The sequence below is a fragment of the Dapis purpurea BLCC-M126 genome (assembly GCF_050015975.1).
In the GTDB taxonomy this organism is placed as follows: Bacteria; Cyanobacteriota; Cyanobacteriia; order Cyanobacteriales; family Microcoleaceae; genus Trichodesmium.
On the sequence record NZ_JBNHER010000338.1, the window covers coordinates 1 to 10,518 of the forward strand.

Sequence of the window (10,518 nt, forward strand, 5' to 3'; positions counted from 1 at the left end):
AGGGGAGGCTTTAAACCAGAATTATTTAATTATTAATAATTAATAATTGGGTAAGGAATGATAAGGAGGCAGGAGTCAGAATTATCCCTTGATTTTTCTAGCTCGCGTCAACCCAAAATCCTAACTTTATGCAGCTCTAAGGAGCAAAAACCTTGTACTTTTTCCAGACCTGAAACGGCTAAAACCTTTACCTGTCAATGCTTTAAAATTTAATCAGCAAGCCCTAATTAATTATTCACAAAAAATGAAAACTGATAACTGAAATGACAAATTGTAATCAGAATGAAGTCGAATTATTGTCCGAGCTAATATTTGGTCTAAAAATGTCTCAAGGAGACTTTCGGCTATTTCTAGCTCTTTGTAATAATCTAACTCAGCGCGATCGCCTAATCCAAAGACTCCAAGCGTCTTTTTCTGGAGACTTAGCAAAGTTGGAGTTAAATGAGTCGGTTAGAGAGGTTTATGGAACTATCTGCAAACAATTAGGAGACCAACAACCAGATGCTTTTATGGTTTGGGGTTTGGAGTCAGTAAAAGATGTAGATAAATTGCTCGTATCTATGAGTTTAGTCCTGGATGAGTTTAGAAAAAACTTTCACTTCCCAATACTTTTATGGATAGATCAAGAGGTTTCCCGAAAGTTCATTCGGTTAATTCCTGATTTTGAAAATAGGGCAAGTTTGACTGTATTTGAAACTTCTACTCAAGAATTAATTGATTTTATTCAGCAGACGAGTGAAAGTGTTTATCAGAAAGTTTTAGAAAGTGGGGCAGGAATATTTTTAGATTATGCTGAGTTAGGTTTAGCAGAATCTAGTTATCAAGAGTTGGTAAAGGCTCGGCAGGAATTGGCAAATAGAGGAGTTAGCTTAGAACTAGAATTAGAGGCGGGTTTAGAATTTGTTTTAGGTAGGGCAACAAATAATTATGAGGAAATAGCGTTTGAGCATTATCAACGGAGTATCCAACTTTGGCAACAACTTAACAACCCATTGCGAGTGGCTCATACTAATTATTATCTGGGTTTATGGTGGCGTTTTTATTCTGTTAGAAATAGAGCAGAAAAACATAAGGCTTGTGAGAAAGCTTGCTCTTATTTTCAGAAGTCAATAGAAGGGTTTGAGGCAATTAACCGTCCAGACTTAGTTGCTAAGTTTATCAATGCTTGGGGAGAAGTTTTGCAGACTTTGGAGCGTTGGGATGAGTTGGAGACTGTTGCGAATAGGGCAATAGAAGTTTTAGATCCCCCCCAGCCCCCCTTAGTAAGGGGGGGGTTGGATGTTTCTTCCTTAGCAACAGAGGAGTCGGATGTTTCTCCTTCCTCCCCCCTTTCCAAGGGGGGAATGAGGGGGGATCATCAAACATCATTTCGACTAGCCCATGCCTACGATTTTCTCGCCGAATTTCAACTAGCTAAAAATAACTATAAACAAGCCAAAAAACTGGCTAAAACTGCTATAGAAATTTTCAACCAAACCCTAACGGCTGCATCTACTTGTCCCTCAGAAAAAGACAAAATAACCTTAGATTGGGAGAAGTATTCTCGTCTGGGTAGATATTTATTTTCTTTAGCCAAAGCTGAAAAAAGTTTAGGTGAAATTAAATCAGCAATAGGCAATTTTGAACAAGCCAAAGATACAACTAAACCTGAATATAACGCTGAATTTTACATTAATATCCTCACGGAATTACGAGAAATATATTACCAACAAAAAGCATATTTAGAAGCTTTTGAAATTAAACAGGATAAACTCAAGATAGAACAACAATTTGGGTTTCAAGCTTTTATCGGTGCAAATCGCTTGAGAGATATTAAAGTAAATATTAATCCGGCTTTACCTCAGTCGAAACAAAGAATTGATCAACAAAAATTTACTCAAGAAATTGCAGCATCAGGACGACAGTCTGATGTAGAAATATTACTGGAAAGAATTAGTCGCCCTGACTATAAACTGATAGTTATTCATGGGCAATCAGGAGTAGGTAAAAGTTCGATTTTGCAAGCTGGATTAGTTCCGACCTTAGAGGGAAAATCAATTGCTACTCGTGATGTGGTTGTTGTTTTGCAGCGAGTTTATGTGAATTGGATTTCTGAATTAGGTAAAATTCTCGCAGAAAAACTACAAGTAATTGCCAATTTAACAGTTAATTCAGAGAGTCTAAATTCGGCTGAGGCAATTTTTACTCAGTTGGACAATAATGGTAATGATAAATTCAATCTACTAACGGTTATCATTTTTGACCAATTTGAGGAATTTTTCTTTGAAAATAGCGAACCAAAGGATAGACGAGAATTTGCTCAATTTTTTCAAGAATGTTTAAAAATACCTTTTGTGAAAATTGTTTTATCCTTACGATCAGATTATATTCATTATTTACTAGAATTTAATCGCTTGGGGAATTTAGAGGCAATTAATAATAACATTTTAGATAAAAGTATCCTCTATTACTTCGCAAATTTTTATAAGTCACAGGCAAAATTAGTCATTCAAAAATTAACAGCAAATTCTCAATTTAAAATAAGTTCAAAACTGACAGAAAAATTGGTAGAAGACTTGGCAGATGAGTTGGGAGGAATTCGCCCGATTGAGTTGCAAGTTGTCGGGGCACAATTACAGAATGATAATATTACTACTCTAGAAAAATATCAAGATTTAGGAGATAATCCTAAAGCAAAATTGGTGGATAAATATTTAGCAGAAGTGGTGCGAGACTGTGGGGAAGAAAATAAACAATTGGCTTGGTTGGTGTTGTGGTTATTGACTGATGAAAATAATACTCGCCCTCTGAAAACTCAGGCTGAGTTGGTCAAAGAAAGTAAGTTGAATGTTGAGAATTTGGAGTTAGTATTAGATATTTTTGTTAAGTCAGGATTGGTATTTTTGTTGCCGGAAAATCCAGCAGATCGTTATCAGTTGGTACATGATTATTTGGTTGGGTTTATTCGGCAGAGGACAGGAAATGAAATACTAGAAAAACTGAAACAAGCAGAAGAAAAACAACGGCAGTGGCAAAAGTGGTCATTGAGAGGTTTAGTTGCTGGTTTATTGATAATGACAACATTGGCAGGAATGATGATAATATTTGCCTTGAGGGAACACAGGGAAGGTAAAGAAGCAAGAAAACAAACTGCTATTGCTCAGGCAAATGAGGCTAGAGTTTTGTCTACTTCAGGTGAAAGATGGCATGGTTTGATGACAGCGATGAAGGCAAGGCAAAAACAAATAGATGCTAAATTTGAGCCAATGGGTGAAGATGGTAGCAAGATTACAAATGCTTTCCGAATAGCAGTTTATAAAAATAACCAAGATGATAAGTTTGGAGAGTTTAACAGACTCCAGGGGCATAAGAATTATGTTTATGGTGTAGCATTTAGTCCTGATGGAGAGACTATAGCAACTGCAAGTGGTGACAATACTATTAAGTTATGGAACCGTAAGGGGCAGTTGTTACAGACTCTAATCGGCCATGAGGATAGGGTCTATAGTGTAGCATTTAGCCCTAATGGAGAGACTATTGCTACTGCAAGTCGTGACAATAAAGTAAAACTGTGGAGTCTTAAGGGGCAGTTATTGCAGACTCTAATCGGCCATAAAAATTCAGTCTGGGATGTAGCATTTAGCCCTGATGGAAAGACTATTGCCACTGCAAGTTATGACAACACTATCAAGTTGTGGAACTTTGAAGGGCAGTTGTTGCAGACTCTAATCGGCCATGAGAATTGGGTCTTTGGTGTAGCATTTAGCCCCGATGGAGAAACTGTTGGTTCTGCAAGTAGTGACAAGACAGTGAAATTGTGGAACCTTCAAGGAAAGTTGTTGCAGACTCTAACCGACCATGAGAATTCGGTCTTTGGTGTAGCATTTAGTCCTGATGGAAAGACTGTTGCTTCTGCAAGTAGTGACAAAACAGTGAAATTGTGGAACCTTCAAGGAAAGTTGTTACAGACTCTAACCGGCCATGAGGATAGAGTCTATGGTGTAGCATTTAGCCCTAATGGAGAGATTATTGCCACTGCAAGTCGTGACAATAAAGTAAAACTGTGGAACCTTCAAGGAAAGTTGTTGCAGACTCTAACCGGCCATGAAAATTCAGTCTGGGATGTAGCATTCAGTCCTGATGGAGAAACTATTGGTTCTGCAAGTAGTGACAAGACAGTGAAATTGTGGAACTTTCAAGGAAAGTTGTTGCAGACTCTAACCGGCCATGAGAATTCGGTCTTTGGTGTAGCATTTAGTCCTGATGGAGAGACTATTGCCACTGCAAGTCGTGACAATAAAGTAAAACTGTGGAACCTTCAAGGAAAGTTGTTGCAGACTCTAATCGGCCATGAGAATTCGGTCTTTGGTGTAGCATTTAGTCCTGATGGAAAGACTATTGGTTCTGCAAGTCGTGACAATAAAGTAAAACTGTGGAACCTTCAAGGAAAGTTGTTACAGACTCTTGTGGGGCATGATGATTGGGTCTTTGGTGTAGCATTTAGTCCTGATGGAGAGACTATTGCCACTGCAAGTAGTGACAAGACAGTGAAATTGTGGAACCTTCAAGGAAAGTTGTTGCAGACTCTAACCGGCCATGAAAATTGGGTCAATAGTGTAGCATTTAGCTCAGATGGAGAGACTATTGCTTCTGCAAGTAGTGACAAGACAGTAAAATTGTGGAACCTTCAAGGAAAGTTGTTACAGACTCTAATCAGCCATGAGGATAGGGTCTTTAGTGTAGCATTTAGCTCAAATGGAGAGACTATTGCTTCTGCAAGTTATGACAATACAGTGAAATTGTGGAACCTTGAGGGGCAGTTGTTGCATACTCTAACCGACCATGAGAAGTGGGTCAATGGTGTAGTATTTAGTCCCAATGGAGAGACTATTGCTTCTACAAGTGATGACAATACAGTGAAATTGTGGAACCTTGAGGGGCAGTTGTTGCAGACTCTAACCGGCCATGAAAATTGGGTCAATAGTGTAGCATTTAGCCCAGATGGAGAGACTATTGCCACTGCAAGTAGTGACAAGACAGTGAAATTGTGGACAAATTGGCGGATAGAAGATTTAACTAAACGCGCTTGCGAGTGGTTAAATGATTACCTGATTACCCATCCCCAGGAGTTAGAGGAACTCAGAATTTGCCAGACTGACTATCGCCTGAAAACAGCAGCTCGTAGTTGGGTAATAGAGGGAGAGAAATTGGCAAGGGAAAGCAACGGGGAAGCAGAAAAACTTGGAAAAGCAGTTGTAGCATTTAAAAAAGCACTGAAATGGAATTCAGATCTCGACCTCAAGCCAAATTTCAAAGCTTGGGCAGCATCATTAGGGGAGGCAGAAAAGTTGATGGAGGAAGGTACGAAATTAGCTAGAGTTGGAAAAATTGAGGCAGCAGTTGAAAAGTATCAACAAGCAAAAGAACTTGACAAAATTGCATTTATCCCTACTTGGCAAAATATTAACCCAGAAGCTAAAGCCAAATATCAAGCAGTAGATGGATTAGTGAATAAAGGAAGTGAGTTTGTGAGAACAGGTGACTTTAAGGAAGCAATTGAATCCTACAAACAAGGAGAAAAAATTGACCCTACTCAAATTTATGTTAGTAATTGGCATACACTTTGTCACCAAGGTACTCTTAATAAACAAGCTCCTGATGTTATGTTTGCCTGTGAAAAAGCAGTTGCCCTTAGCCCCAAAAATGGCAATATTATTGATAGTCGTGGACTTGCTAGGGCGTTAACAGGGGATATTGAAGGAGCAGTTGCAGATTTTCAGGAATATGTAAAATTGACTGATGATGAGAAGAAAAAAGCACAACGGCAAAAATGGATAAAAGCACTCCAGGCAGGGGAAAACCCATTTACTGATGAGGTTTTGCAGGAGTTGAGATAGTAGGGGCGGGTTTAGCCAAGAACTTTCATACAAGCGTGTTCAGTCTTCAAACCCCCCCTCATTATTGTCGTGCGGAATGTGGGTTCTAATTATTAACCAAATAAAAACTCTACAACTAATTGACAAATTTTTATAAAAATCCAGGGGATTAAGACAAAGAGAATAATTACTTCAACAATCCCAATAACAAAACCAATAATCAGATAAATAGCTCGGAAACATATTAAAAGAAACATGGAGTATTTAGGTTTTTTTGGAGACAGAGACTGATGACTCAAATTCGATTTAGATATATCTAATGTTTGCGAATTTGTTGTAAGTTTTATTTTTAAAATATTCTCACTCAAGTATCTGTAAATCATTGTCTCTTCCGGCGGATTCAAATTTATATTATATTTTTGAGAAAATTCTTTCTGAAAACTTTCTCTATACAAAGATAGTTGTTTTTTTAACACTTCTTCATCTTGGGAGATTTTTAAAAGTTCATTAATTTTATCTAGACAAGTTTGTCTGATTTCTAGTTCAATTTTTGTTAAACCATTACGTCTATTAGCTTGATTCTTTTTATACCATCTATCATAGAGTTGAAAAATTTTCTTACCAAATAAGTCAATTTCTTTTTGATTAATAATTTCGTGATTCAACAAATAATCAGGCACTGTCAAGCTTTGTTTGATTTGTTTATCGCCCATCATTATCAATCTCTATACTTATACTTTTCCGTATTTAGCCCTCTTGTTCACAAAAAAGCTAAATACTTACCAAATTATTAATATTTCTCAGCCTGATTAAGCTTATGCAAGTTTTAGCTTATGCAAGTTTTATAGTTGAGAAATCTGTAAAGATATTCTAATAGTACAGTGAAACAAAATTGTGAGACATGACAATATATCTACAACCCGCCTCTATCCCTTGCAATATTTAAGATGTGTCACACCAGTAGCAGGGTTTAGCTAATAACTTTATAATAAGTAATTATCGGAACTTGAGATAAAATCTAGTTTTTTGATATACAGCATATTCCAAGTATATGAAGTACAAATATTAATAATCAAACCTTTGTAGTAGCGTGTCTAGCTTAAAAATGTGGGTAAAGAGCGAGTCAATGAAGACCTCTCTCCCGACCCCTCTCCTACAAGGAGAGGGAAGAAATATTCTCCCCCTTCCCTGGTAGGGAAGGGGGTTGGGGGGTTAGGTTTTTTACCCATAATTTTAGCCTAGATGCCCTAGTAGTGCTGACATCTTGCCTGTGACAAAAATAACTTCTGACTTCTGACTTCTGACTTCTGACTTCGTTAACAGGTGCGTTTATCAATGGAGATATTTTAAATGCCAAATTTTCATCATAATCCAGAATTATTGTCCGAGCTAATATTTGCTATGGAAATGTCTCAAGGAGAATTTCGGCTATTTTTAGCCCGTAGTAATACTCTAACTCAGCGCGATCGCCTAATCGAGAAACTCCAGACATCTTTTTCTGGAGATTTAGCACAGTTACATTTAGATGAGTCAGTAGGAGAACTTTATGAAACTATCTGCCAACATTTAGGAGACAAAGCACCAGATGCTTTGATGATTTGGGGTTTGGAGTCGGTAACAGATGTAGATCAATTGCTTATCTCAATGGGGTTAGTGCGGGAGGAATTTAAAAATAATTTTCATTTCCCAATACTTTTATGGATAGATAAAGAGATTTCCCGGAAGTTTATTCGCTTAATTCCTGATTTTGAAAGTTGGACAAGTCTGACTGTATTTGAAACTCCTACTCAAGAATTAATAGATTTTATTCAGCAAACGAGTAACTGTGTTTATCAGAAAGTATTAGAGAATGGAGCAGGAATATTTTTGGAGCATACTGCTTTGGGTGTGGGAGAGTTTATTTATCAAGAATTGTTAGATGCACAGCAAGAATTGTCAAACAGAGGAGTTGAGTTAGAACCAAAATTAGAAGCAGGTTTAGAATTTGTTTTAGGTAGAACAGCAGATAATTCAGAGGAAACAGCACTAAAACATTATCAACGCAGTCTTGAACTTTGGCAACAACTTGACAACCAGGTGCGAGTAGCTCACACTTATTATTATCTGGGGTTGTTGTGGCGTAGTTATGAGCTTTGGCATCGGGTAGACAAAGATACAGGTTGTTCCCGGAGTGCCTCATACTATCAGAAGTCAGTGGAAACCTTTGAGACAGCTAACTACCCAGACTTAGCAGCAAAATTTATCAATGCTTGGGGAGAAATTCTGCAAACTTTGGAACTTTGGGATAAGTTAGAGACTGTTGCCAACAGAGCAATAGAATTACACCAAACTTATTCCCATCCCTTTCGAGAAGCTTGTGCTTATGGTTTTCTAGCTGAAGTTGAACTGACTAAAAATAACTATCAACAAGCCAAAAAACTTGCTCAAAAATCTCTAAAAATCCTCAAACAAACCCTAGCTAAAGCATCTAATTGTACCTCAAGAAAGGAAGAAATTAATTTAGATTTGGAGTTTTCATATCATCAGGGGCAATATTTATTTTCTCTAGCAAAAACCGAAAAAGCCTTAGGTGAAATCAAAGGATCTATAGCCAGTTTAGAACAAGCAAAATATACGACAAAACCTGAATACAATGCTGAACTTTACATTGATATTCTTACAGAATTAGGAGGAATTTATTACCAACAAAAAGAATATCTAAAGGCTTTTAAAATTAAGCAAAAACGACAAAAAATAGAACAACAATTTGGATTTCAAGCTTTTATCGGTGCCAATCGCTTGAGCGATATAAAACTAAATCTTAATCCCGCTTTACCTCACTCTAAACGAAGAATTAATCAAGAAAAAGTTACTCAAGAAATTCCAGCATCTGGACGACAGTCTGATGTAGAAATATTGATGGAAAGAATTAGTCGCCCTGACTATAAACTGATAGTTATTCATGGGCCATCAGGAGTAGGTAAAAGTTCGATTTTACAGGCAGGATTAGTTCCGACTTTAGAGGGAAAATCAATTGATACTCGTGATGTAGTAGTGATTGTGCAGAGAGTTTATGTTCATTGGGTTTCGGAATTGGGAAAAGTTTTAGAGAAAAAACAACAAATAACTGCTAATTTAACAGTTCATTCAGAAAGTATAAATTCGGTTGAGGCAATTTTTTCTCAGTTAAAAAAGAATGCTCAATCAAATTTGTTAACTGTAATAATTTTTGACCAATTTGAAGAATTTTTCTTTGCCAATATGGAACTAAAGGATAAACGGGAATTTGCTAAGTTTCTCCAAGAATGTTTAAAAATTCCCTTTGTGAAAATAGTTTTATCCCTACGGTCAGATTACATTCATTATTTATTAGAATTTGATCGCTTGGCTAATTTAGAAGCAATTAATAATGATATTTTAAGTAAAAATATACTTTATTGCTTAGGGAATTTTTCCCAATCACAAGCAAAATCGGTTATTCAAGGTTTAACAGAAAATTCTCAGTTTAAAATAGATGAAAGATTGACAGAAAAGTTAGTTGAAGACTTGGCTGAAGAATTAGGAGAAATTCGTCCAATTGAGTTGCAAGTCATGGGAGCACAATTGCAGAGAGATGATATTACCACGTTGGAAAAATACCTGGAATTAGGAGATAATCCTAAAGCCGAATTGGTAGAGCGATATTTAGAATCAGTAGTAAGAGACTGTGGGGCAGAGAATGAAAAATTAGCTTGGTTGGTCTTACTATTGTTCACTGATGAAAATAATACTCGCCCTCTGAAAACTAAAGTAGAGTTGGTGAAAGAAAGTAATTTTAATTCCGAAGAATTAGAGTTAGTATTAAATATTTTTGTAGATTCTGGCTTGGTGTTTTTGTTACCGCACAACCCAGCAGATCACTATCAGTTAGTACATGATTATTTGGTTGGGTTTATTCGGCAAAGAAAAGAAGGAGAAATACGACAGGAATTGAAGCAGGAAAAGGAAAAACGAGTACAGTTGCAGAAGCGACTGTTTATAGGTTCGGTTGCTGCCACATTAGTAATGGCAGTATTGGCAATAGGAATGATGGTCTTTGGTTTGGATGCAAAATATGAAAGAAGAAGGGCAGATAAGGAAAGAAGACTGGCAGAGAAGCAAACTATGTTAGCTAAGGCAAATGAAGCTAAAGCGCATTCTATTTTAGGTCAGCGTTTGGATGAACTAATTAGTGCAATGAACGCTAGGCAAAAACAAATAGATAATGGTTTTCCATTAACGAATGAAACTAGCATTATTACAAATGCTCTACGAGTAGCAGTTTATAAAACTAACCAAGATGAGTTTAGAGAGTTTAACCGTCTCCGGAGGAATCAGAATAAACTCTCCGATGTAGAATTCAGCCCCGATGGAGAGATTATTGCTACTGCAAGTGATGACGGTACAGTAAAATTCTGGAACCAACAGGGGCAGTTATTACAAATTCTGAAAGGGCATAATAGCTTAGTCTCCGATGTAGAATTCAGCCCCGATGGAGAGATGATTGCCACTGCAAGTGATGACGGTACAGTGAAATTCTGGAACCAACAGGGGCAAGTATTGCATACTATAAAAGGGCATAATAGTTTAGTCTACGATGTAGAATTTAGTCCCGATGGAGAGATGATTGCCACTGCAAGTGATGACGGTACAGTGAAATTCTGGA

General features: G+C 37.0%; 3 protein-coding genes. 2 read left to right on the forward strand and 1 reads right to left on the reverse strand.

Annotated elements, in window-relative coordinates:
- Positions 1–263 precede the first annotated feature (263 nt).
- Positions 264–5,876, forward strand: coding sequence for a WD40 domain-containing protein (locus ACP6PL_RS30855; protein ID WP_426549195.1), 5,613 nt, complete (start codon positions 264–266; stop codon positions 5,874–5,876).
- A gap of 92 nt (positions 5,877–5,968) precedes the next feature.
- On the opposite strand, the gene ACP6PL_RS30860 is transcribed toward ACP6PL_RS30855, so the two are convergent.
- Complete coding sequence (locus ACP6PL_RS30860; protein WP_426549196.1) at positions 5,969–6,568, reverse strand: hypothetical protein; 600 nt, start codon at positions 6,566–6,568, stop codon at positions 5,969–5,971.
- Between the two features lie 637 nt (positions 6,569–7,205).
- Here ACP6PL_RS30860 and ACP6PL_RS30865 point away from each other — a divergent pair.
- Positions 7,206–10,518, forward strand: a 3,313-nt coding sequence (locus tag ACP6PL_RS30865) for an nSTAND1 domain-containing NTPase (protein ID WP_426549197.1), incomplete at its 3' end; no start/stop codon positions are given.

Bases quoted from the DNA above. Each gene is read 5' to 3' on its own strand.
- ACP6PL_RS30855 (WP_426549195.1), top strand. From the start codon at position 264: ATGACAAATTGTAATCAGAATGAAGTCGAATTATTGTCCGAGCTAATA.
- ACP6PL_RS30860 (WP_426549196.1), bottom strand. From the start codon at position 6,568: ATGGGCGATAAACAAATCAAACAAAGCTTGACAGTGCCTGATTATTTG.